21 protein-coding genes are annotated in these 23,541 nt (G+C 68.1%); 14 read left to right on the top strand and 7 right to left on the bottom strand.

Translation table 11 applies throughout. From position 1 onward, the window contains the following. Positions 1-117 precede the first annotated feature (117 nt). Entirely contained in the window at positions 118-354 is a 237-nt protein-coding gene (locus DN412_RS10105; protein ID WP_078200064.1) for a hypothetical protein, read from the bottom strand. A 128-nt stretch (positions 355-482) separates the two neighbouring features. Next, positions 483-1,319: an IclR family transcriptional regulator gene (locus DN412_RS10100; protein ID WP_115014478.1), complete on the bottom strand. Its 837-nt coding sequence runs from the start codon at positions 1,317-1,319 to the stop codon at positions 483-485. A gap of 132 nt (positions 1,320-1,451) precedes the next feature. Here DN412_RS10100 and DN412_RS10095 point away from each other — a divergent pair, with 132 nt between their 5' ends. The 3 genes from DN412_RS10095 (at position 1,452) to DN412_RS10085 (ending at position 5,558) form a co-directional block, all read left to right on the top strand. Next, the gene (locus tag DN412_RS10095) at positions 1,452-2,438 is read left to right on the top strand and encodes a Bug family tripartite tricarboxylate transporter substrate binding protein (RefSeq protein WP_115014476.1); all 987 of its coding nucleotides are present in this window, start codon (positions 1,452-1,454) and stop codon (positions 2,436-2,438) included. Between the two features lie 73 nt (positions 2,439-2,511). Continuing rightward, on the top strand, positions 2,512-4,854 hold the full coding sequence (locus DN412_RS10090) for a cytochrome P450/oxidoreductase (RefSeq protein WP_115014474.1): 2,343 nt from the start codon (positions 2,512-2,514) through the stop codon (positions 4,852-4,854). A gap of 158 nt (positions 4,855-5,012) precedes the next feature. Continuing rightward, positions 5,013-5,558 (top strand): hypothetical protein, encoded by a 546-nt coding sequence (locus DN412_RS10085; RefSeq protein ID WP_115014472.1) that lies wholly within the window; start codon positions 5,013-5,015, stop codon positions 5,556-5,558. Positions 5,559-5,577: 19 nt separating this feature from the next. Here DN412_RS10085 and DN412_RS10080 read toward each other — a convergent pair whose 3' ends face one another. Beyond that, positions 5,578-6,498: a LysR family transcriptional regulator gene (locus DN412_RS10080; protein WP_115014470.1), complete on the bottom strand. Its 921-nt coding sequence runs from the start codon at positions 6,496-6,498 to the stop codon at positions 5,578-5,580. 217 nt (positions 6,499-6,715) lie between these two features. Between DN412_RS10080 and DN412_RS10075 the strand changes: the two genes are divergently transcribed. The 6 genes from DN412_RS10075 (at position 6,716) to DN412_RS10045 (ending at position 12,610) form a co-directional block, all read left to right on the top strand. After that, entirely contained in the window at positions 6,716-8,725 is a 2,010-nt protein-coding gene (locus DN412_RS10075; protein WP_115014468.1) for an FUSC family protein, read from the top strand. A 26-nt stretch (positions 8,726-8,751) separates the two neighbouring features. Beyond that, the gene (locus DN412_RS10070) at positions 8,752-8,970 is read left to right on the top strand and encodes a DUF1656 domain-containing protein (protein ID WP_115014466.1); all 219 of its coding nucleotides are present in this window, start codon (positions 8,752-8,754) and stop codon (positions 8,968-8,970) included. Next, entirely contained in the window at positions 8,967-9,875 is a 909-nt protein-coding gene (locus DN412_RS10065) for an efflux RND transporter periplasmic adaptor subunit (protein WP_115014464.1), read from the top strand. Before DN412_RS10070 ends, DN412_RS10065 begins: the two co-directional genes overlap by 4 nt. Continuing rightward, the gene (locus DN412_RS10060; RefSeq protein WP_115014461.1) at positions 9,872-11,335 is read left to right on the top strand and encodes an efflux transporter outer membrane subunit; all 1,464 of its coding nucleotides are present in this window, start codon (positions 9,872-9,874) and stop codon (positions 11,333-11,335) included. Before DN412_RS10065 ends, DN412_RS10060 begins: the two co-directional genes overlap by 4 nt. A gap of 181 nt (positions 11,336-11,516) precedes the next feature. Next, entirely contained in the window at positions 11,517-11,870 is a 354-nt protein-coding gene (locus DN412_RS10055; protein WP_167471079.1) for a hypothetical protein, read from the top strand. A 404-nt stretch (positions 11,871-12,274) separates the two neighbouring features. Continuing rightward, entirely contained in the window at positions 12,275-12,610 is a 336-nt protein-coding gene (locus DN412_RS10045) for a cupin domain-containing protein (protein WP_115014455.1), read from the top strand. Between the two features lie 10 nt (positions 12,611-12,620). On the opposite strand, the gene DN412_RS10040 is transcribed toward DN412_RS10045, so the two are convergent. Further along, positions 12,621-13,505 (bottom strand): LysR family transcriptional regulator, encoded by an 885-nt coding sequence (locus DN412_RS10040; protein ID WP_115014453.1) that lies wholly within the window; start codon positions 13,503-13,505, stop codon positions 12,621-12,623. Positions 13,506-13,628: 123 nt separating this feature from the next. Between DN412_RS10040 and DN412_RS10035 the strand changes: the two genes are divergently transcribed. Continuing rightward, the gene (locus tag DN412_RS10035) at positions 13,629-14,060 is read left to right on the top strand and encodes a VOC family protein (protein WP_115014451.1); all 432 of its coding nucleotides are present in this window, start codon (positions 13,629-13,631) and stop codon (positions 14,058-14,060) included. A 17-nt stretch (positions 14,061-14,077) separates the two neighbouring features. On the opposite strand, the gene DN412_RS10030 is transcribed toward DN412_RS10035, so the two are convergent. Both DN412_RS10030 and DN412_RS10025 read right to left on the bottom strand, forming a co-directional pair. Beyond that, complete coding sequence (locus tag DN412_RS10030; protein WP_013952898.1) at positions 14,078-14,401, bottom strand: thioredoxin family protein; 324 nt, start codon at positions 14,399-14,401, stop codon at positions 14,078-14,080. A 120-nt stretch (positions 14,402-14,521) separates the two neighbouring features. Continuing rightward, complete coding sequence (locus DN412_RS10025) at positions 14,522-16,771, bottom strand: ATP-dependent DNA helicase (RefSeq protein ID WP_115014448.1); 2,250 nt, start codon at positions 16,769-16,771, stop codon at positions 14,522-14,524. 266 nt (positions 16,772-17,037) lie between these two features. On the opposite strand from DN412_RS10025, the gene DN412_RS10020 reads away from it, so the two are divergent. Beyond that, positions 17,038-18,615: a fatty acid--CoA ligase gene (locus DN412_RS10020; protein ID WP_115014446.1), complete on the top strand. Its 1,578-nt coding sequence runs from the start codon at positions 17,038-17,040 to the stop codon at positions 18,613-18,615. 1 nt (position 18,616) lies between these two features. Here DN412_RS10020 and DN412_RS10015 read toward each other — a convergent pair whose 3' ends face one another. Continuing rightward, positions 18,617-20,260, bottom strand: coding sequence for a sensor histidine kinase (locus DN412_RS10015; RefSeq protein WP_115014443.1), 1,644 nt, complete (start codon positions 20,258-20,260; stop codon positions 18,617-18,619). A gap of 68 nt (positions 20,261-20,328) precedes the next feature. Between DN412_RS10015 and DN412_RS10010 the strand changes: the two genes are divergently transcribed. The 3 genes from DN412_RS10010 (at position 20,329) to DN412_RS10000 (ending at position 23,535) form a co-directional block, all read left to right on the top strand. Further along, positions 20,329-20,958, top strand: coding sequence for a response regulator transcription factor (locus DN412_RS10010; protein WP_425267404.1), 630 nt, complete (start codon positions 20,329-20,331; stop codon positions 20,956-20,958). Between the two features lie 213 nt (positions 20,959-21,171). Then, entirely contained in the window at positions 21,172-21,861 is a 690-nt protein-coding gene (locus DN412_RS45645) for a DUF746 domain-containing protein (protein ID WP_115014441.1), read from the top strand. A gap of 186 nt (positions 21,862-22,047) precedes the next feature. Continuing rightward, positions 22,048-23,535, top strand: coding sequence for a TolC family protein (locus DN412_RS10000; protein WP_244222610.1), 1,488 nt, complete (start codon positions 22,048-22,050; stop codon positions 23,533-23,535). Positions 23,536-23,541: the final 6 nt, after the last annotated feature.

Genomic DNA, 23,541 nt, shown 5'->3' with positions numbered 1-23,541 from the left:
CGTACTTGCTAAACTTGTTCATGACCTGCCCCCTCAATTGTGGCTCTGGGCCGCTGGTTCAACACACCTCAAGCCTAATCCACGTCGCTTGAGGTGCGGCAGGTCAATACATTTTGTCTAGCCACAACGCTCGTCAATCAGCTTCTTAGCCCAATCGGAAGCGTGCTGCCACGCCTCCCCTTCGCTGAAGAAACTGCCAGGGACAGGATAACGATCGAAGATTTTCAGCGGCTTTCCATCTGCCGCTTTCGTGCAGATCGTCACCTCGCCTTGCCATGGTCCGGACTCATCTGGAGATGTTGCGGACGCTTCATACCAGTGGTCTCTGAAGTACGTGAAGCCTTGGAGATCCATCTTTTCTCCTACTGCCGGCGAAGATCGTAGCTTACTGAATTATCCTCTTCTCTGGCGCCATGGTGCGCGTGTCAGCCAGGCCCCGGAAGGACATCAATTGCGCGGTTCTGAACCACTGAGGCTTCGGATCAGATCCCTGGGTTGAACCCCAGCGCCGCGCTGACCGCGCGCGCCTCGTGCCGCACGGCGCTGCCGATGGGCCCGTCGATGGCAGGATCGAAGCCGCCGGTGGCGCCCAGCGCCGTCAGCACCGCGCAGACGCGCCCGGTGTAGTCGCGCACCGGCGCCGCCACCGCGCTGATGCCGGTCAGGTTGGTGTCGCGCACCCAGGCGCAGTCGTTGGCCTGCACCGTGCGGCGCAGCGTGCCGATGGGGTCGCTGGCATCGAGCGACGCCAGCCGCGCCGGGCTGGCCGCGGCCAGTTCTTCCGCGGCCTGCGCGTGCACGCGCTTCTCATCAAGCAGCCCCAGGAACACGCGCCCGGTGGCCGACCACAGCAGCGGCATCACCGAGCCCGCCCGCACGTTCACCGTCACCGGCAAACCCGGTTCCTCAAAGCGCATGATGGTCGGCCCCTTGTTGCCCATCACCGCGACAAAACAGGTCACCTCCAGCGCTTCGCGCAGGCGCACCAGTGACGCCTCGGCGAGCCGGATCGGGTCGGCCTGGCGCATCGCCGCCATGCCTATCTGCAGCGCCTCGAAGCCCAGGTGGTACTGCTGCGTGCCCACCTCCTGCGCCACAAACCCCTCTTCCATCAGGCTCACCAGGTAGCGGTGCACCTTGGCCGGGCTTTCGTCGATGTGCGCGGCCAGCGCGGTCAGGCTGGCGCGCCCGCCCAGCCGTGCCAGCCCCTTGAGCACGGCCATGCCGGTGACCGCCGATTGCACGCGCTGGCGGCGTTCGCGCGTGCGCGGCGCGTCGGCGGATTCGCCGGGAGGTTGGGTAGCTTTCGGTCGGGGCATGGGGGACAGATCCAGGCAACGGGTCAGTTCAAGGTTAACCCGCATTCAATCATTACGCAATGCGTATATGATTTACGCAAAACAGAAACACCGGTGCGCAACACCGGGCTGACCAACAAGGAGACAAGCCCCATGCCCCACCCCATCCTCAGGCGCCTGGCCACCGGCGCCCTGGCCTTGCCGATGCTGGCCGCGATCCCGGCGCACGCTGCCGACACCTACCCCGCCAAGCCGATCCGCTGGATCGTCCCCTACGCCGCCGGCGGTGGCTCGGACTTCCTGGCGCGCACGATCGGCCAGGGCCTGTCGGCCAAGGTCGGGCAGCCTGTGGTGGTGGACAACAAGCCGGGCGGCAATACCGCCATCGGCGCGGCTGAGACGGCGCGCTCGGCCGCCGACGGCTATACCGTGCTGTCAGCCGATAACGGCACGATGGTGTTCAACCCCGTGCTGTACAAATCGCTTTCCTACAACCCGGGCAAGGACCTGGCTCCCGTGACGCTGCTGGGCCGCTTCCCCATGATCCTGGTGGTGGGCGCGGCCAGCCCGGTCAAGAGCGCCAAAGAGTTCATCGCCCAGACCAAGGCCACCCAGGGCGGCATCAACTACGGCTCCGCCGGCGCGGGCAGCCCGCACCACCTGGCGATGGAGTTGCTGAAGGTGGAAGCCGGCCTGTCGATGACGCATGCCCCGTACCGCGGTGCCGCGCCGGCGCTGTCGGACGTGGCCGCCGGGCAGGTCGCGGCAATGATGGTCGACTACGCCGCCGGTGCGGGCTTTATCAAGGGCGGCAAGGTGCGCGCGCTGGCCGTGGCCAACGCCACCCGCCTGCCGCAGCTGCCTGACGTGCCGACCTTTGCCGAACTGGGCTACCCGCGCGTGGAAGCCGCCGCGCTGGTGGGCATGGTGGTGCCGGCCGGCACGCCGCCGGAGGTCATTAACACGCTGAACAAGGACGTGGTCGCGGCAATCCGTGAGCCCGCAGTCAACAAGCGGCTGGTGGACTTCGGCGTGGAGCCGGTGGGCAACACGCCGGCGCAGTTCAGCGAGCTGCTGCGCAGCGAGTCCACCCGCTGGACCAAGCTGATCCGTGACCTGAAGATCACGCTGGACAACTGAGTTCCGGCAAGCGCATGACCCAAGCCCGTCCGGCATCGCCCGGACGGCAGTGTTTCAGCCAGGAGTACGCAGTATGGCCACCCCCTCCCCCAACGCCGCCCGCGGCGGCTGCCCCATCGACCACAGCGCCTTCACCGCCCCCAACGGCTGCCCGGTCAGCCACAATGCGGCAGAGTTCGACCCCTTCGGCGACGGCTACCAGCAGGACCCGCCCGAATACGTGCGCTGGTCGCGCGAGCAGGAACCGGTGTTCTACAGCCCGAAGCTGGGCTACTGGGTGGTCACGCGCTACGACGACATCAAGGCGATCTTCCGCGACAACCTCACCTTCAGCCCGTCGATCGCGCTGGAGAAGATCACGCCCACCGGCGACGAGGCCAATGCCGTGCTGGCCTCCTACGGCTATGCCATGAACCGCACGCTGGTCAACGAGGACGAGCCCGCCCATATGCCGCGCCGGCGTGCGCTGATGGCGCCCTTCACGCCCGCGGAGCTGGCACACCATGAGCCCCTGGTGCGGCGCCTCGCGCGCGAGTACGTCGACCGCTTTATCGACGATGGCCGCGCCGACCTGGTCGACCAGATGCTGTGGGAAGTGCCGCTGACCGTGGCCCTGCATTTCCTGGGCGTGCCCGAAGAGGACATGGACCTGCTGCGCCAGTACTCGATCGCCCATACGGTCAACACCTGGGGCAGGCCGAAGCCGGAGGAACAGGTGGCGGTGGCGCATGCGGTTGGCAATTTCTGGCAGCTTGCCGGTCGCATCCTCGACAAGATGCGCGAGGACCCGTCCGGCCCGGGCTGGATGCAGTACGGCCTGCGCAAGCAGAAAGACCTGCCCGAGGTGGTCACCGACTCCTACCTGCATTCGATGATGATGGCAGGCATCGTGGCTGCGCACGAGACCACCGCCAATGCCTCGGCCAACGCCATCAAGCTGCTGCTGCAGCATCCGGATGCGTGGCGCGAGATCTGCGAAGACCCGTCGCTGATCCCCAATGCGGTGGAAGAATGCCTGCGCCACAACGGCTCCGTCGCCGCATGGCGGCGGCTGGTGACGCGCGACGCCGATGTCGGCGGCATCCGCCTGCCGGCGGGCAGCAAGCTGCTGATCGTCACGTCGTCCGCCAATCATGACGAGCGCCATTTCGCCGATGCCGACCTGTTCGACATCCGCCGCGACAACGCCAGCGAACAACTCACCTTTGGCTACGGCTCGCACCAGTGCATGGGCAAGAACCTGGCGCGCATGGAGATGCAGGTCTTCCTGGAAGAACTGACGCGCCGGCTGCCCCATATGCGCCTGGCCGGGCAGACCTTTACCTACGTGCCCAACACCTCGTTCCGCGGTCCCGAGCATCTGCTGGTGGAATGGGACCCGGCGCAGAATCCCGAGCGCCGCGACCCGGCCGTGCTCGGGGTGCACCAGCCGGTGCGCATCGGCGAGCCGTCCGCCCACACCATCGCCCGCACGGTGGTGGTCGAGCGCGTCACGCCCGCCGCCGACGGCGTGGTGCGGCTGCGGCTGGCGGCGCCGGACGGCAAGCCGCTGCCGCGCTGGGCGCCGGGCTCGCATATCGACGTGGAATGCGGCGATACCGGGCTGTCGCGCCAGTATTCGCTGTGCGGCGATCCGGACGATGCCGGCGCGCTGGAGATCGCCGTGCTGCGCGACCCCGACAGCCGCGGCGGCTCGGCGTGGGTACATGGCAGCGTCAAGGCCGGCGACCGCGTGCGCATCCGCGGGCCGCGCAATCACTTCCGCTTCGATGAAGGCTGCGGGCGCGCCATCTTTATCGCCGGCGGCATCGGCATCACGCCAGTCAGCGCGATGGCGCGGCGCGCCCGCGCGCTTGGCATCGACTACGAATTCCACTACTGCGGGCGTTCGCGGCAAGCCATGGCGATGCTGGACGAGCTGCAGGCCCTGCACGGTGCACGGCTGCACGTCCATGCCAGCGACGAAGGCCAGCGCGCCGACTTCGGCAAGCTGCTGGCGCTGCCGGACCCGCGCACCCAGATCTACGCCTGCGGCCCGCAGCGCATGCTGGATGCGCTGGCCGACTGCTGCGCGGCGTGGCCGGAAGACGCGCTGCGCGTCGAGCACTTCGTATCGAAGCTGGGCACGCTGGATGCGTCGAAGGAACAGCCTTTTACCGTCGAACTGAAGGACTCCGGCCTGGTGATGGAAGTGCCGGCCGGCCAGACTCTGCTGAGCGCGCTGCGCGGCGCCAATATCGACGTGCAGAGCGATTGCGAGGAAGGCCTGTGCGGCTCCTGCGAGGTGCGCGTGCTGGCCGGCCAGGTCGACCACCGCGACGTGGTGCTCACGCGCAGCGAGCGCGAGGCCAACCAGCGCATGATGGCCTGCTGCTCGCGCGCCTGCGGCGGCGGCCGGCTGGTGCTGGAGCTCTGAGCGCCCGCGCCGTCAGGCGGTGGCGTTGACGTTCGCAGGCATGCCGCGGCCGGCGGGCAAGCCACCGTTGCGCCGTAGGACAACGCCTGACAACGGCGGCATGGCGCCAAGGCTAAAGTAGCAGCGCAAACCCCAGGCAATCCTGTTCCCGTTGCGTCATGCCCCCTGCCCCTGCTGTCACCAATTTCCGTCCCTTGCGCAACGCCGCCGTATGCCTGGGCTTGTCCCTGCTGGCCGGGCCACTTGCCATTTCCGCCACCCTGGCTGCGCCGCCTGCACGGTCCCCGCAGTTGTCCGGGCTGGCCACGCTGCTGCTGGGCACGGTGCGCGGCAAGCCCACCGGCATGAACGGCGTGACCCGCCTGACCGCTGGCGATGTCGACCGCGAACTGCGCCTGGCCTGCCAGGAGCTGATGCGCGCCGGCCCGGTCGACCTGGACGACACCACGCGCTTTGACGGCTGCGTGACGCGGCCGGGCAAGATCGTCGAATTCCACCTGAAGGTCTCGGGCGTGGATGCCACGCGCGACGATACCCGCGAGTTCATGGCCTCGGCCAAGCCGATCCTGGAGCGCGGCATCTGCCGCAACCCGGATGTGCCGGTACTCGGCAAGCTGGGGGTCCGGCTGCGCTATCACTATGTGGCAGGGCAGAAGCAGCTGGTCCTGCTGGATATCCCCCCGGACCAGTGCCTGAGGAAGTGAGGCCGGCCGTCGCGCCAGCTCAGGCTCCCTGCCCGCCTCCCTGCACCCCGCCTCCCAGCACTTCTTCGCAGACCGCCAGCCACGCCCGTGCCGCGTGCGACAGGTAGCGCCCCGGCGACCAGATGTGGGCCATGGTCCAGTCCATTGCCGGTTCCGTAAGCCGCGCCATGGCCAGCGTGTCCTGGCCCTGCAGGCGCTCGGCCAGCGGCTGGGGCAGGAAAGTGGTGCCCAGCCCCGCCGCCGCCATCGACGCCAGGAAATCCCAGTGCCCGCTGCGCGCCACCACGCGCGGCTCGATGCGGGCTTCCAGGAAGGCCTGGCTCAGCTTGCGCGTCAGTGAGAAGTCCTCGGTCAGCATCACCAGCGGCTCCTCGCGCAGCGCTGCCAGGGTCACGGTGCGCCCGCGCGCCCAGGCAGCCTTGCGCGGCCCCACGGCCCAGATCGGGTAGCGGCCGAACTGGCGCGTTTCCAGCGCCAGCCCGCTGTCTCCCGGCAGCACAGTGGCGCCGACCTCCAGCTCGCCGCCGGCCACCAGTTGCTCCACCACCTGGCCGCCGTGCTCGTCCAGCGTCAGCAACAGGTTGGGATAGCGCTGCCGGAACGCGCTGACCGCCGGCGAGAAGAACAGGTTGACCATCGGCGGGATGCCGACCGTCAGTTGCCCCCGCCCCAGCGAGGACAGGTCGGATACCTCCAGCGTCAGCCGGTGCACCACGCCCAGCGCCTCCTGCCCGCGCTCGTACACCACGCGGCCCACGTCGGTCAGTCGCACGCTCTTGCCTTCACGGATCAGCAGCGGCTGGCCGACCTCATCCTCGAGCTGCCTGACCATCTTGCTGATGGTCGACTGGGTGACGAACAGCGAGGTCGCGGCCTGGGTAAAGCTGCGCAACCGGGCAGTCTCGACGAAATAGCGCAGCGCGCGGATATCGATGGGCATGGTACTGAGAGACGGCGAGTGCACCCGCCTGCAGCCGGGCCTTCGCCATCCATGAACAAAGGGAATGGTCAGGCCAATATTAAATCATGAATGGAATGCAAAAGGTTTGGCTACACTTCGTTTCCACGCATTGCCCCTGCCCAACTGCGCCCCCTATGAAGCGTGAAGCGGCAGGCGGCGGTGTGCGCCCCCAACTTCTCCTTAAGACCCCGCTTCCATGGCTAGCTGGCCGAATGCACGACAGTGGCTGTTTTCGCTGAAGGCATTCGCCGCCGCGATGCTCGCGCTCTATATCGCGCTGGCGCTGGGCCTGCCGCGGCCTTACTGGGCCATGGCGACGGTGTACTTTGTCTCCCATCCCCTGACCGGCGCGACCCGGTCCAAGGCCGCTTACCGCGTGGCCGGCACGGTGCTGGGCGCCACCGCCGCAGTGGCCACGGTGCCGCAGCTGGTCAATATGCCGATCGTGCTGATGGGCGCGATCGCGCTGTGGATCACCGTGCTGGTGTACCTGTCGCTGCTGCAGCGCACGCCGCGCAGCTATATCTGCCTGCTGGCGGCCTACACCCTGCCGATCGTGGCGTTGCCGGCAGTCAGCCAGCCGGCGCAGATCTTCGATATTGCCGTGGCGCGCATCGAGGAGATCGTGATCGGCATCGTCTGCGCCGGGCTGGTGGGCTCGGTGGTGTTTCCGGCCAAGGTCGCGCCGGCATTGCGGGCCCGCGCGGCCACCTGGCTGGCCGACGCGGCGGCCTGGGCTTCCGACATCCTCGCCGGCAGCCCGCGTGCCGACGACAGCCGCCACCGGCTCGCCGCCGACATCCTGGCGCTGGACCAGCTGATCAGCCAGCTGGCCTATGACACCGAGGGCAGCCACACCCTGCGCCACGCCCGCGCGCTGCGCCAGCGCATGACCATGCTGATGCCACTGCTGTCGTCGCTGGAAAGCGTGCTGCAGGCGCTGCGCAGCCATCCCGGCGGCATCCCGCCAAACCTGCGCGAGGCGCTGGCGGCAACGACAGCCTGGCTCGGCGCCGATGCTGCCACGCCAGGTCCCGCGACCATGGGCGGCTGGCTTGCCGATCCCCGCGCCGGCGCGGCCGACTGGCATGCCGGCCTCGCCGCCACCGCGGCGGACCAGCTGCAGCGCCTGTGCACCCTGTACGCCGAATGCCGGGCCCTGCAGCAAGGCATCGGCGACCGCAGCGCCGGCGCGCCGCTGCTGCGCGGCGATCCGGCGCCGGAGGCTGCCGGCCATCACCATGACCACGGCATGCTGCTGTTCGGCGCCGTGTCCAGCGGCCTGGCGGTGTTCTGCGCGGGGCTGCTGTGGATTTTCTCGGGCTGGGAGGAAGGTGCCGGCGCGGTCGCGGTGGCATCGATCGCCTGCTGCTTCTTCGCCGCCATCGACGAGCCGCGCCGCATGGCCGGCGCCTTCCTGCGCTGGAGCACGGTCTGCCTGCTGGTGTCGTCGGGCTACCTGTTCGTGGTGGTGCCGCAGGCGCACACCTTTGAAGCGCTGGCCGCGATGCTGGCGCTGCCCTATCTCGGCATCGGCCTGCTGATCGCGCGCCCGGGCTTCCAGTTGATCGCGATGCTGCTGTCGGTCAACACGGCGTCGTTCGCCAACGTCCAGACGGTGTTCGACGTGGACTTTCTCGGCACCTTCAATACCTGCCTGGCCAGCGCGGCGGCGATGCTGTTCGCGCCGCTGTGGTCGGTGGCGGTGCGCCCGTTCGGTGCGCGCGCCGCGGCCCACCGGCTGGTGCGCGCGAGCTGGCAGGACCTGGCGCAGGCGGCCACGCTGCGCGCGGCCGATGGCGATGCGCGGCTCGGCGCGCGCATGCTGGATCGACTAGGCCAGCTGGTGCCGCGCCTGGGCGCCGCCGGCGATCCCTTGTCCTCAGACGGCTTCCATGCGCTGCAGGTCGGCTACTGCGCGCTGGCGTTGCAGAAGGCGCTGCCGGCCTTGCCGACGCCGGCGCGCAAGCCCGTGCGCCGCGTGCTGGCCGCGGTGGCCCGGCATTTCCGGGCGCGGCTGCGCGCGGGCCATGCCGTGCCGGCGCCGGCGGGACTGGCCGCCGCGGTGGCCGAGGCCATCGCCGGCGTGGCCGCGCATTCCGTACATTCGGCCACTGGCCGCGCCGACCATCGCGGCACGCTCGGCGCGCTGGTGGTGCTGCAGGTCACGCTGCTGCCCGGCATCGCCGTTGCCCCGTCCCGCTGATCTCCCACGTTTCGTGCCGTCGCCCCATGCTTAGTGAAATCGACCTCTATGGCGTCTTCGTGCCAGGCGTGCTGGTGCTGATGGTGCTGGCCTTCGCCGTCGCCACCGCGATCCGCATGGTGCTGGCGGCGCTGGGCTGCTACCGCCATATCTGGCACCGCTCGCTGTTCAACCTTTCCCTCTATGTGATCGTCCTGGGCGCCGTGGCCGCAGTTTTTGTCGCGGTGCCGGGACTGCCTTCATGACCCTCCGACTCCGCCCCCTGCTTCCCTTGCTGCCGACGCTGCTGGCCGCCATCGCCGCCCTGCTGGTGCTGCGCCACCTGTGGGACTACTACACGGCCGCGCCATGGACCCGCGACGGCCATGTGCGCGCCGACATCGTCCAGGTGGCGCCCGACGTCTCAGGCCTGGTCACGCGCGTGCTGGCGCGCGACAACCAGCACGTGCAGCAAGGCGAAGTCCTGTTCGAGATCGATCGCGACCGCTACGCGCTGGCCCTGCAGCAGGCGCTGGCCACGCTGGCGACCCAGCGCGCGGCGCTGGCACAGGCGCGGCGCGAGGCCGCACGCAACCGCAACCTCGACGGCCTGGTCGCCACGGAAGTTGCGGAACAAGGACGCGCCCGCGTGGAGCAAGGCGAAGCCGCACTGGCGCAAGCCGAGGCCGCGGTGCGGCTGGCCCGGCTGAACCTGGAGCGCACCAGCGTGCGCAGCCCGGTGGCGGGCTACCTCAACGACCGGCTGCCGCGCCTGGGCGACTATGTCTCCACCGGCCGCCCGGTGCTGTCGATGGTCGATGCCGGCTCCTTCCACGTCGAAGGCTATTTCGAGGAAACCAAGCTGCACCGGATCCGCATCGGCAGCCCGGTGGACGTGCATATCATGGGCGAGCCCCAGCACCTGCGCGGGCATGTGCAAAGCATCGCCGCCGGCATCGAGGACCGCGACCGCAGCGCGGGCTCCAACCTGCTGCCCAACGTCAATCCGACCTTCAACTGGGTGCGGCTGGCACAGCGCGTGCCGGTGCGCATCATGCTGGAAGACGTGCCCGCGGATGTACGGCTGGTCTCTGGCCGCACCGCGACGGTGGCGGTACGCGAACCCAGCCGTGACGATAACGCCGGCCGCCGCGCGGAGCCGCGATCGTGAGGCGGCACCATCTCTGGCTGGCGTGCGCCGCGGCGTGCCTGTGCGCCTGCACCACCGTGGGCCCGGACTATCGGGTGCCCGATCATGCGGCGGTGCGCGCGCCAGCGGCAAATGGCCCGCTGCAGGGAGCCGCGGCGCACGGCGTGGCGATCGCGCCCGTGCCGGACGACTGGTGGCGGCTCTATGACGACGACCGCCTCAACCGGTTGGTCGAACAGGCGCTGGCCGCCAACACCGGCATCCGCGCCGCCAGCGCCAACCTGCGTCGCGCGGTGGCGCTGCTGCACGAGGTGGAGTCAGAGAACCTGCCCCAGGGCGGCGCCAGCGCCAGCGTATCGCGCGCGCAGCTGTCGGGCGAGAGCTTCCTGCAGACCGCCCAGCCGCCGGTATTCAACCTGGGCGACTTCGGTTTCGGCGTGTCCTACCTGATCGACTTCTTCGGCAAGCTGGCGCGGGCCGATGAGGCCGCGCTGGCCGGCGCCGAAGCCAGCGAGGCCACGCTGGACATGGTGCGCGTGACCGTGGCCGCGCAGACCGTGCGTGCCTACGTGCAGGGTTGCGCGGCCACGCATGACCTGCACGCTGCCACGGAGCAGCTCGCCGTACAGCAACGCACGCTGGACGCCACCCGCCGCCTGGTCGCCGCCGGCCGCGGCGAGCCCGCCGACGTGGCGCGCGAGCGCGCCCGCACGGAAGCACTGCGCGCTGCCTTGCCCACGCTGGAAGCCGCCCGCACCGCCGCGCGCCACCGGCTGGCCCTGCTGCTGGGCAAGCCGCCCGCAGCGCTGCCAGAGGCCGAGGTGGCCTGCCATGCGGAACCGACGCTGCGAGCGCCGCTGCCGGTCGGCGATGGCGCCGCGCTGCTCAGGCGCCGGCCCGATATCCGCCAGGCGGAACGCGAACTGGCCGCGGCCACCGCGCGCATCGGCGTGGCCACGGCGGACCTGTATCCATCGATCCGCATCGGCGCCAGCGCCGGGCTGACCGGCTTGCTGAGCGACCTTGGCAGCGGCCCGACGGCGCGCTGGAGCGTGGGGCCGCTGCTGAGCTGGTCGCTGCCGACCAACGGCGTGCGCCATCGCATCCACGGGCATGAGGCCGCGGCCGACGCCGCGCTGGCGCGCTTTGACGGCGCGGTGCTGCGCGCGCTGCAGGAAACGGAAACGGCGCTGTCCGCCTATACGCGCGAACTGGAACGGCATGAAGCCCTGCATGCGGCGCGCGACCAGGCCGCCGAAGCCGCCCGGCTACAGCGCCGCTTGCAGCAGGCGGGGCGCATCCCCTACCTGGCGCACCTCGATGCCGAGCGCACGCTGGCCGATGCGGAGGCCGCGCTGGCCGCGTCCGAAGGCCATGTCGCAGCACGCCAGGTCGACCTGTTCCTGGCGCTCGGCGGGGGTTGGCAGGCGGGCCGCACGGTGACCGCCGCCAAGGCATCATCCGATGAAAAAAACGACTGATTTTTCGCCGTTTAAATCATCACATGAATGCATCAGCGTGACTAAACTTCGTTCCGTACCGCGCGCTTCCCACGCGACGGCACCGCCCAAAAGGCGAACCCGGACGGCGCGGGAGGCAGATCCGCCAACCCCGCGCGGCCCCTCGCGGGCCATGCCGTCCACCTACTTAAAAACAGCAGACATGCATAAAAACGCTCTCAAAGCCCTCCTTGCCACGACCCTTTCGATCGCTGCACTCGGTGCCGCCGCACTGGCAAGCCCTGCCATGGCCCAGGGCCTGAACGACCACGGCATCGACGCCGACCGCTACGGCTACAACCTGCACAACGGCAAGCGCGATCCGTTCACCGAAGGCGCGCACGTCAACGGCAAGCGCGACCCCTGCACCGATGGCGCCCGCATCAACGACCGGCGCGACCCGTTCACCGACGGCGCCAACAGCGCTGCCGCCGGCATGGACGTGGCGGGCCTGGACCGCAGCGGCGTGTCGGCACCGCCGGCCCATAGCGGCTCGGGCGTTTCGGCCGCTGCCTGATCAGCGCCTGCTCGCGCCACGGCTGCCACCGTGGCGTGACGACGGGGCGCAAGGCCCCGTCTTCTCTGCCACTCCTCCTGAAGACAACCTCCCTCATGAAAACCATCCTGTTCGCGCTGCTCGGCCTTGGTGCCCTGGCCGCGTCTTTTCCCGCTGCCGCCGGTCCTGACTGGGCTGTAATCGAGCGCGGCCGCGCCGCTGCGCGGGCCGATGCAAGGACCGCACAAGCCCGCAATGCCACGCCTTGCGCACAAACGGCCGTTGCCGCGTCGGCCGCTTCGCCGGCTACATCACGCTGAGCACTACTGACACGCGCGCTCCGGTGCTAGATTGGGAAGGCGTGCCGCCGCCAGGCGCCGGCCGCGCCTGACAAGCCACCCCACCAGAAGAGCGAGGAGCCGCGCATGTCCCTTCCCCACCTTGCATCCGGACAGATCGCCAGCGTATTGCCATTGGGCACACGGCTGGACCAGACCGCCACCCAGGCCCTGTTCAAGGAAGGCCCGCTGGAGGTGATGCGGCTGGTGCTGAAAGCCGGCAAGCACGTGCCGCCGCATGCGGTGGATGGCCCGATGACCGTGCAATGCCTGGAGGGCGAGGTGCGCGTGCGCGTGGACGGCGCCGAGCGCCAGCTGCAACAGGGCGACCTGCTCTACCTGGGCCCGAGCGTGCGCTATGACGTCACCGCTATCTCCGATGCCTCGGTGCTGGTGACGATGGTGCTGCCCGGCGGCCGCTGACGGCGCGGCCCTAAGCCAGCGCAGGCTGCCAGCGCGCGCTGGCGGCGACAAAGGCTTCGATCAGCGCCGCGACCGGCTCGCGGCGCAGGGCCGATTCGCGCACCAGCACGCCCACGTCGCGATAGAGCGGTCCGCCCGGCAGCGGCACCTGCGCCACGCCGGCTGCCTGCCGCAGCGGCACCAGCTCTGCCGGGATGATGGCGCAGCCAAGGCCCGCCTGCACCATCTGCAGGATCACCGCCGGCTCGTCCAGCTCCATCCCTTCCCTGACCCATAGCCGTTGCCGTTTCAGGTAACGGTCCACCAGCTGCCCGCCGGTGCTGTGGCGGTTGTAGCGGATGAACGGCAGCGCTTCGAGCAGCGCGCGCAAGTCCGCCGGCGAGCCGGCGGGGCCGATGCCGACAAAACCCTCGCGCACCAGCGGCACCCATTTCAGGTCCGGCGGCAGCCCCAGCCTTGGCCGGATCAGCACGGCGATGTCCAGCTCGCGCGCATCCACCTGCGTCAGCAGTTGGGTCGACATGCCCGGCACCACATTGACGTGCGAGTCCGGAAAGCGCTCGCGAAAGTGCCGCATCGCATCGGCCAGCAAGGTGGCCTGGACCGTCGACACCGCGCCCAGCTCGACCGGCGCGGCATCGGCGTGCGGGCCGGTGCGGTTCTTCATCGCGGCATAGAGCTCGACAAAGTGCCGCGCCTCCGGCACCAGCCTGCGCCCGGCTTCGCTGAGCGCGACCGACTTGCCGGTGCGGTCGAACAGTACGCAGTCCAGGTCCTCTTCCAAACGCCGGATCTGCGTGCTGACGGCCGACTGCGTCAGCGCCAGCCGCGCCGCGGCAGCGGAGAACGAGCCGGTCTCGGCGGCCACCAGGAAGGTCTGGAAGTAGCGGATCATTTATCGAAAACTCTGTTGCTCAGGGCAAAAATGATTCGCTTCATATTACGGGTTGTGCTGGCTACAATCAACGCGCAGGCCAACGCCAGCCCCAGACAATCTCTCCCCGAAAAAGGCCCCAGCATGAGCGCGACATCCTCGATCCCCTTGTTCCACCTCGCTTTTCCCGTGCGCGACCTGGCCGAAGCGCGGCGCTTCTATGGCGAACTGCTGGGCTGCCCCGAAGGGCGCAGTTCCGAGGCCTGGGTGGACTTCAATTTCTATGGCCACCAGGTGGTGGCGCACCTGTCGCCCGAGGAGTGCGGCCATCGCGCCACCAGCGCCGTGGATGGCGATGACGTGCCTGTGCGCCATTTCGGCGCGATCCTGCCAATGGGCGAATGGGAGGCCCTGGCAGAGCGGCTGCGCGCGGCGGGCACGCGGTTCGTGATCGAGCCGCATGTGCGCTTCAAGGGGCAGGTCGGCGAGCAGGCCACCATGTTCTTCCTGGACCCGTCGGGCAACGCGCTGGAGTTCAAGGCCTTTGGCGACCTGAGCCAGGTGTTCGCCAAGTAAGGCAGCGCGCGGCCGCGTCAGGCGATGCGGCGCATCGCCTCCCGGATCGGGTCGGACTCGGTCGGGCGCACCAGCCGCGCCACCTCCTGCCCGTCGCGCAGGAACACCAGCGTCGGCCACAGCTTGATGTGAAACGAGCGGCCGAGCCGGCGCCCGCTGCCGTCCTCGATCTTGAGATGGCGCAGCGCCGGGTGCACGGCAAAGGCCTCGGCCAACGCCGGCTGGGCGCGCTGGCAGTAGCCACACCACGGCGCGCCGAATTCCAGCACGGTGGCACCAGGCAGCGCATCCACTTCGGTGCGGGTCGGCTCGGTGGCTGCGTATTGTTGAGTCATCGGCATGGGTCGCGTCCTCTCCTGACGGCACTTTGGTATTGGCTCGCCTGCCAGATTCGTTCCAGGCGACAAGCCCGGGCAAGCCATGGGAAGCGCCTGCCGCAACGGGACCCCATAGTGTAATTTCTACGCCGCCGGCGCGACTTCCCACCATGCCGGCAGCAGCTCGCGCACCTCGGCCGCGGCAAAACGGTCGTCGATCAGGTACAGCACGCCCTGATCCTGCTGCGTGCGGATCACCCGGCCCGCCGCCTGCACCACCTTGCGCAGGCCCGGATACAGGTAGGCATAGGCATAACCCTGCCCGAACGCCTCCTGCATGCGCGCCCGGAACTGCTCGTTGACGGCGTTGAACTGGGGCAGCCCCAGCGTGGCAACGAAGGCGCCGATCAGGCGCTCGCCGGGCAGGTCCACCCCTTCGGCAAAGGCACCGCCAAGCACCGCAAAGCCGATGCCCTCGCCGCCCTCGGCAAACGTATCCAGGAACGCGGCCTGCGACGCCTCGTCCATGCCCCGCGACTGCACCCAGTGCGGAATGTCGGGGTGGGACTGGGCAAAGCGGGCCACGGCTTGCTGCAGGTATTCGTGGCTGCTGAAGAACGCCAGGTAGTTGCCGCGCCGGGCGCGGAACTGGCCGGCCATCAGCGCGACGACAGCCGGCAGCGACTGTTCGCGCCGCCCATAACGGGTGGAGATGCGCGATGCAATCCGCACTGACAGTTGCTCGGCGCGGAACGGCGATGGCACCTGCACCCGCGGGCAATCCGGCGGCAATCCCAGCGTATCGAGGTAATAGGCGGCAGGATCGAGGGTCGCGGAGAACAGCGTGACCGAATGCGCGGCGGCAAAGCGCGGGCGCAGGAACGGGGCCGGGATGACATTGCGCAGGCACAGCCGCGCATGGTGGCCACCGCGCTTGCGCGGCGCGCGCTGGATGTCGAACAGCGAATGCGCGTCGAGCTGCTCGGCCAGGCGGCCGAAGTGCAGCGCATCAAAGTAGAAGCGCTGCAGCGCGGGGTCAGGCGCGCCGAGATGCTCGGTCATGTGCGCCAGTGCCGCCGCACAGCATTCGTCCAGCGCGCGGCGGAAGGCGGCGGGCACTTCGGGCAGCACTTCATAAGCGTCGTCACCCTGGCGCGCCAGTGCGCTCCACTGCCGGGCCAGCCGCGCCAATGGCTTGCGCACGACGGCAGGCGCGCCGCGGCGCACCTCGCGCAGCGATTGGGGGTCGAGTTCGGCGGTGTACATGGCGCGGCCGCGCTCGACCAGATTGTGGGCCTCGTCCACCAGCACGCTGGCGCGCCAGCCATTGGCCGTGGTCAGCGCATGCAGCAATGCGCTGCGGTCGAAGTAATAGTTGTAGTCGGCCACCACCACGTCGCTCCAGCGCACCAGCTCCTGGGCCAGGTAGTAAGGGCAGATGCCGTGTTTCAGCGCCAGCGCGCGCACCGCGGCACGGTCGCGTACCGGCACGGCGCGCGCCGCTTCGCGCGCGGCCGGCAAGCGGTCATAGAAGCCGCGCGCCAGCGGACACGACTCGCCATGGCAGGCCAGTTCCGGATGCTCGCAGGCCTTGTCGCGGGCCACCAGTTCCAGCACGCGCAAAGGCTGGGCTCCCTCGCCGCGCAGCGCATTGGCGGCGTGCAGCGCCACCCCGCGTCCGGTGGAGCGGGCCGACAGGAAGTACACCTTGTCGATGCCCTGCCCCGGCATGGCCTTGAGCACCGGGAACAGCGTGCCGACCGACTTGCCGATGCCGGTGGGCGCCTGCGCCAGCAGGTGGCGGCCCGCGCGGTTGGCGTTGTAGACCGCCTGCGCCAGTTCGCGCTGGCCCGGGCGGAAGCCCTGGTGCGGAAAGGCCAGCTGCGCCAGCGCGGCATCGCGCGCCTGCCGGTGCGCCAGCTCCGCCTGCGCCCAGTGCAGGAAGCGCTCGCAGGTCTGCGCGAAGAAGGCCTCGAGCGCCTGCGCAGTGAAGTGTTCGACGACCGGGTGCTCGCGCTGGCTGATGATGTCGAAATAGACCACCGCGATCTCCAGCCCGGGCAGCCCCAGCTTGCGGCACAGCAGGCAGCCATAGACCTTGGCCTGGGCCCAGTGCAGGTGGCGGTGGTTGTCGGGCACGGCGGCGTCGCCGCGCACGGTCTTGATTTCTTCCAACCGGTTGGCGGCGGGATCGTAGCCGTCGGCGCGGCCACGCACGTGCAGGGGACCGAAATCGGCGGCCAGCGCGACCTCGGCCTGGTAGCCTTCGCCGCGCCGGCCGGTCACGACGCCATGTCCGGCCACGCCTTCCTGCGCCGACGGCGTCGGCACAAAGCGCAGGTCCAGGTCGCCGGCCTTGGCGGTGAACTCGCACAGCGCACGCACAGCCACCACATAGGCCGGCTCAGCCGGGGTGGTGGCTGGTGCGGGAGTTAAGAGAGGGGGCGGAAGGACGGCGGACACAAGGCAGGGGGGCGCAGCGCGAACTGTATGAATATACAGTATCGCGGCGGCATGCAAAGCGGCTACCGCCGCGCTGGCATAAGGAAAGAGCAAAACGTTATTTCCATGTGCCCCACCCGTCGCTCTATATTGTCCGGCTTACAAGACAACAACCGCACGCCAGCAGGCCGGCAGCGGACCACGACCGGAGCACGACCTTGACCCGCGGCATCACCCTTGGCGACACCCTCTCCTGGCCCGCGCGCTACCTGCCGCGCAAGACCGCGCTGGTCAGCGGCATCGGTGCCGGGCGACGGGCGTGGACATATGCGGAGCTCGATGCCGAGGTCAACCGCCACGCGCACGCGCTGCTGTCGCTGGGAATCGGCAAGGGCGACGTGGTGGCGGCCTTCCTCTACAACACCCCCGCCTTCGTCTTCACCCTGCTGGCCACGGCGCGCATCGGCGCGGTCTACAACCCGGTCAACTATCGGCTGGCCGCGCAGGAACTGGCCTACATCCTGAACGACGGCAGCGCCAGGGCGGTGCTGTTCGAACACGAAGGCGCGGGCGTGGTGGAAAAGGCGGCCGAACTGGCCCCGGGCACCGCGCTGCGCATCTATGCCGACCCCGATGCAGCGCCCGCCTTCGCCACGCACCGCCTCGACACGCTGGCCGCGGGCCAGCCGCCAACGCCGCCCGCGGTGACGGTCCGTGAAGACGACCCCTGCATCCTGATGTACACCAGCGGCACCACCGGCCGCCCCAAGGGCGTGGTGCACACCCATCGCAGCAAGCTGCAGCACAACGCGATGATGCACCAGGCCATGACGCTGTCGCGCGAGGACGTGGGCCTGTCGGTCGCCCCGCTGAACCATACCGCCGAGCTGCACACCAGCTTCCTGCCCCGCCTGCAGGTCGGCGCGACGCAGGTGCTGCAGCGCCGCTTCGACGCTGGTGAAGCCTGGCAACTGGTGGAAAGCGAGCGCGTCACGCATTTCTTCGCCGCCCCGACCATGGTCGGCATGCTGCTCAACCATCCGGATGCCGAAAGCCGCAGCCTGTCTTCACTGCGGCTGGTGGAATACGGCGGCGCATCGATGGCGCCGCACCTGATCCGCGAATGGGACCGCAAGGTCGGTGCCGGCCTGGTGCAGGTGTACGGCACCACGGAAATGGGCCCGTGCATGTCGGTGCTCTACCCGCACGAACAGCTCAGCCACGCCGGCTCGGCAGGCCTGCCCGCGCTGGGCCATGAGCTGGTGGTGGCCAGGCTGCGCGACGACGGCGAACCGACCGATCCGCTGCAGCCGTGCGCGCCGGGCGAAGTCGGCGAAGTGCTGGTGCGTGGCCCCTGCATGATGCAGGGCTACCTGAACCGCCCCGACGCCAATGCGCGCGCGCTCGCGCACGGGTGGTACCACACCGGCGACCTGGGCAGCCTGGATGCGGACGGCTACCTTTGGATCCGCGACCGCATCGACTACATGATCAATTCCGGCGCCGAGAACGTCTATCCGCGCGAGGTGGAAGACGCGCTGATCGAACATCCGGATGTACTGGAGGTGGCGGTACTTGGCGAGCCCGACCCGACCTGGGGCCAGGTGGTCGGTGCCTATGTGGTGGCGCGCGGCGATACGCCGCTGAGCGCCGAGCAGCTCGATGCATTCCTGCTGCAGGGCGACCGGCTGGCGGCCTACAAACGGCCGCGCCGCTACCGTTTCGTGGATACGCTGCCCAAGACCACCAGCGGCAAGATCCAGAAGCACATGCTGCGCGCCGGCGCCACGGCCTGACTCAAGAGGCCGTGGCAAGCCGCGGCAGGCGAACCACGAAGCACGATCCTTGCCCCTGCCTGGTGGTGACCGAGACTTCCCCTTGATGCAATGACACCGCCAGCTTGACCAGGTACAAGCCCACGCCGGCGCCCACCGTGCCCGCCACGTTCTCGCCGCGGACATAGCGCTCGAACAAGTGGTCAAGATCCTTTTCCGGGATACCGATGCCACGGTCGGTGACCGATATGCAGACCGCCTGCGCGTTGCCGGACATATGCACGGTGACCGGCGAACGCTCGGGCGAATACTTGATCGCATTGCCAAGCAGATTGCTGAAGACCTGGAACAGCAGCCTGGCGTCGCCGTGGAATATCTCCGGCGCGTCCGCGTCGACGATCTCCTCGATCACGGGCGCAGGCCAGCTGTCGCGATGCATCTCGCAGACTTCATGCAGCAGCAGGCGCAGCGAGAAATCGGTGCTGCGCAGCAGCTTCAGTCTGCTGCCGTCCAGCAGTTGCGAGGAGTCGAGCAAGTGGTCGATCAGGTTGGTCATGCGCAGTACCGCGGCGCGAATCCTTGCGCAGCGTTCGGCAAGCACCGCGGCGCCGGGTGCCTCCTTCATGCGCACCAGCCGCTGCGCATGCCCGTCGATGACGTTGAGCGGCGTGCGGAATTCGTGCGATGCCATGGAGACGAAGTTGCGCTGCAGCTCGGCCGTGCGCCTTTCGTTCTCCAGCAGCTCCTGAAGGACTTCCGTTTGCGCCGCCAATGCAGCCTTGCTGCGTTCGAGCTCGAGCGTGTTGTCACGGAAGCGCACCACTGCGCGCGCAATATCACCGATCTCGTCCTGCCGCCCCGCACCCGGAATGTCGACTCGCGGATCGTTGTCAGCGATACGGTGCATGCGCTCGACCAGGGCTGCGATGGGATTCGATACCGCCTTGAGCAGGTAGCCGACCGCCGCGATCACCAGGCAGCCCGACACCACAATGGCTGCGGCGATGAGGTGCCACGCATCCAGGTAGGCCTGGGCCTCGTGCTCGGTTGCCTCGGTGGCGCCGGCAACGTTGTGTTCGGTCAGGACGCCGAGCGTGGCGTTGGCCTCATCGAAGGCGTGGTGCGAGTCCCCGTGATACAAGGCAATCGCCGCGGCCTTGTCGTTGGAGCGGGCCAGTGTCATTACCTGGGTGGCAAGCACGCGATACTCCGCCCACTGCCTGGCGAAGCGCTGATAGAGCGCGAGCTCGGCGGGATCGTGTTCGATCTTGCCATAGCGGGCAGCGACCGTTGCGATGGTTTCATCCAGTGATGTAACCTGCCGCTCGGCGGCGCGCTGGTCGGTGCGCGAGACCGCAATCAGCGTGTCGGCTTCGGTGGCCCGGTAGTCGGAAATATAATTGTTGAGGTCGCCCAGAATACGGTTGCTCTGGAGCCAGCGTCCGCTGATCTGGGCCGACACGCTGTGGAAATGGCTGAGCCGGTTGATGCCAAAGGCGCCGACGCCGAACACCAGCAACAGGAACAGCACGAACACCAGTGACAGGCGAACGCGAATCGGCCGCAGCAGCGGCACCGAGCCGGGCAGCCGGGCCAGCCTTCGCGGCGCGGGTTTTGCCGATTGCGCGGCGGTGGCGCCAAGCGGAGAGCGCGTCGAGTGGTTCATGAGAAACAATCCTGGGGCTTGCCGCGCGTCAGCCGGTGCAAAACGGCACAGGCTGGCACGGCACGACCATGTTTACCGCAAGCGAGGCAATTATGAACCAACTAAGCGGGAGAATTCTCTGCGTCGAGGATGACCCCGAAACGGCCGAGCTGATTGCCGAAGAGCTGATCGAGCGAGGATTCGAGGTCAGCATCGCACACGACGGCGAGCAAGGCTTTGCCGCCATCCTGCGCGAGACGCCAGATCTTGTTCTGTGCGACGTGAGCATGCCCGTGATGACGGGGTTTGAACTGCTCGAGAAGATCAGCGCCCTGGCACCGCGTTTCGCCGACATGCCTTTCGTTTTCCTTACAGCCCTGGCGCAGCGGGATGCCGAACTCAGGGGGCGCCGGCTTGGCGCCGACGACTACGTGACCAAGCCCGTCGATTTCGACATCCTTGAGAGCATCATCGAAACGCGCCTGGCCCGGGTCGCACGAACACGACCTGGCCAGCCGGACGTCCACCTGAGCCAGCGCGAGATCGATACCCTGGCATGGTCGGCGCGCGGCAAGACCTCGGGTGAAATTGCGACCATTCTTGGACTGTCCAAACGCACGGTCGACTTCCATATTGACAACGCGCGGCAGAAGCTCGGCGTAGCGACCCGAATCGAGGCAGTCGTCAAGGCCACCTCGGCCGGCATCATCAAGCCCTGACAGGCTGCGTCAGCGGGCAACTGGCCGGCGGCAGCGAACGCCAGTTCGTCCCGGCCAGCAACATGCGCCGCATGACGTGCGCATTCGAAGCCAGCCTACTGTGATCAATCACAGTACGCAGAAATCGCATCCCCCCATAGAATCACGCCAAGTTCATCGTTGGCGGATCAGTGCACGCCCGGTGCCATTCATTCATCTCAGAAGCTGTCAGCAATGCAAGCGGAAATTGGCAGTTCGGCAGTGCCGGGGAGCGCAAGCCCCGCGCGCATTGCGGAAGTCTGGCCAGCAGCGACAACGCTGATTCATATCTGGCCGTCCAATGCCCTGCATGACGAAGATGCCCATCTGACCAGCTTCCTCACGGCGGCATGGCGCAAGCTTCATAGCGCCAGTCGTCGCCCGCCCCGCTGTCCGCGCTGCCGTGCTGGCACAACGGCTTGTGACAGTGCCGATCACAGGGGCCTGCCGCAGTTCCACTGCCATCGCTGCCAACGGCGCTTCAATCGGCTGACCGGAACTCCCATGGCACGGCTAAGGCCGCAGGAGAGCAAGGTTCTCGCGTTCTTCAGCCTGGCTTCGCAGCACATCTCGGTTGCCGAAGCGGCCCGCAGACTCAGCATCAATCCGGAGACGGTGGTGCGCTGGTCCATCCAGACACGCTTGTGGTTATTGGATCTGGACCCGCAAGGAAACTGGGAGCAGCGCGTTCACCTTGCCGTTCGATATGCCGTAATACCCGCGGACCGCCCGGACAGCGCGCCTTTGACCACGCCCGGATGCCGATGCTCTCCCGTCTGCTGTGGTACCGCGCAGGCGGGATCCGCGAATGAAGTGCCGGCCCTCCTGCGAGTCTGCCCGCTATGCGAGCAGACCGGACATCCGTCGCAGTCGCACGCCAGCTAGGGATCTCCCTGGCCTGTGGAACTGCGATGCGGGAAGCAGGCACCCCATGGCGCCTCGGCGTCTGTTTCCTTCCCACGACACCAGCCGGCAATCGCGCCAGCGCATCTGAAAGCTGCCTGCAAAGAACCGGAAAGCGATTTGAAAGAGCGAGCTGTCATAAATGCGCCCATCACACGTGAGCGTTTCATGTTCCTGATTCCAGTTCAAAGAAGGGCCGGCGTTGCCGCGCTGTTGCCGCTGTTGCCGCTGTTGCCGCTGTTGCCGCTGTTGCTATTGGGGATGCAGGCCGCCTCGGGCGTGGAGCTGAGCGGCGATACCGACCCGATACCGCTGGTGCCCGCCGCAAAGAAGGTATTGCCGGCAGACGCCACCTCCGGCAGTGGCTGGGACCGGCTGCCCGCCCGGCCCGCCGCCGGTGCAAGCGCGCCTGCGGCATCGTCCACTGCGCTCAGCAACGAGGAAAGACTCAAGGGCGTGACGGGTCCCGGCTTTTCGCTTTGGGAGCTGTCGGAGGAATTGCGTGCCAACAATCCGCAACTGATCCAGGCGCGCGCGCTCTATCAGGCAGCCAAGGCGACGGTGCCGCAGATTGCCGCGCCCAACAATCCGCAGGTGGGCTTCATCTGGGGCAACCTGCCGAAGAACAGCCCGCTGGCGCTGGCGCGCGCCGAAAGCTTCAGCTATACGCTGACGCAATCCTTCCCGTTCCCGGGCAAGAAGGCGCTCGCTGCCGATATTGCGAACACCCAGGCCGAGTCGCTCGATGCGCAGCGCGACGCGCTGTTCCTGCAGCTCTACGCACAGTTGAGCACCACATACTTCCAGGCGCTGTCGCAGAAGGCCCAGCTCGACGTGCTGCGCCTCAATCTCAAGCGGCTGGAACAGGTAAAGCAGGTGGCGCGCATCCGCTACGCCAACAATGCCGCAGGCTACGTCGACTACCTCAACGCCCAAGTGGCGCAAAGCAGCGCGCAGAACGATGTGTTCGGGCTTGAGCGCCAGTACGACAACGCGCTCAAGGCCATCAATGCCCTTATCGGCAAGAACCCGGAGTTCCCGCTCGAGCTGCGCCCCGACGCCAGCGCCGTGCGCATGCCGCCCGTGCTCTTGCCGGAATTGGAAGACATGGCCTTGCGCGAGCACCCCAATGTGCGGGTCTCCCGCTTCCAGGTGGAGGCGGCCGAGAAAGGCGTGCGCCTGGCTCGCAAGGCCTACCTGCCTGACTTCCAGATCATCGGCACCTTCAATGGCAGCAACCCGCCGCTTGGCTTCAAGCCGGCCAGCTATGGCATCGAGTTCGACGTGATCATCCCGCTGTTCTTCTTCACCAAGGAACGGTATGGCGTGGACGAAGCGGTAGCCAACAAGGTGGCGTCCGACGCCAACGACCAGTCGGTGCGCCAGCAGACGCTGCTGGCCGTGGACACCGCCCACAACAACCTGAACCAGGCGGTCAAGCAGGCCGAATTCCTGCGGGGCCGCCAGGTTCCCGAAGCAATGGCGGCCTACAAGATGGCCTTTACCAACTACGCCAACAACAGCGCGAACTTTGCCGATCTCCTGGCCGCCAGCTCAGCCCTGAAGACCACGGAGCTGGCCGTGACGCAGGCTGAATCGCAGGCACGCCAGGCGTACTACACGCTGGCCGCGGCAGTCGGGCGCGACAAACTCTAACGATCG

The sequence above is a fragment of the Cupriavidus lacunae genome, assembly GCF_003353055.1.
Taxonomy (GTDB): domain Bacteria; phylum Pseudomonadota; class Gammaproteobacteria; order Burkholderiales; family Burkholderiaceae; genus Cupriavidus; species Cupriavidus lacunae.
This window is presented reverse-complemented; position numbering and strand designations above follow the sequence as displayed.